Annotated in this window: 1 protein-coding gene; it reads right to left on the minus strand. The window is 34.7% G+C overall.

All coding sequences use genetic code 11. From position 1 onward, the window contains the following. Window positions 1–42 precede the first annotated feature (42 nt). Window positions 43–246: a cold-shock protein gene (locus tag FD36_RS06400; protein WP_041817938.1), complete on the minus strand. Its 204-nt coding sequence runs from the start codon at window positions 244–246 to the stop codon at window positions 43–45. Window positions 247–360: the final 114 nt, after the last annotated feature.

The following is a 360-nucleotide window of genomic DNA, read 5'->3' on the forward strand; positions in this document are numbered from 1 at the left end:
AAAAAAACACCTCAATAAATTGAGATGCTTTTTTAAAAGTTATTAACCTTCAACGGGAGTAACGTTAGCAGCTTGTGGGCCACGATCGCCATCTTCGACGTCTAAAGTAACTTTTTCGCCTTCATCAAGAGTCTTGAATCCGTCTTTGTTAATTGCTGAGAAGTGAACGAATACGTCACCATCATCTGTGGTGATGAAACCGTAACCTTTATCAGCGTTGAACCATTTAACAGTACCTTGCTTCATAATATAATACCTCCATATAATTATTAATGTTGAATGTTTGAATCTAATAAGGAAGTTATCTCATCATAAAATAAAACAAGAAACCTTAGAAACTCGAAACGTTACATACATCTA

The organism is Fructilactobacillus sanfranciscensis DSM 20451, assembly GCF_001436035.1.
Taxonomy (GTDB): Bacteria; Bacillota; Bacilli; order Lactobacillales; family Lactobacillaceae; genus Fructilactobacillus; species Fructilactobacillus sanfranciscensis.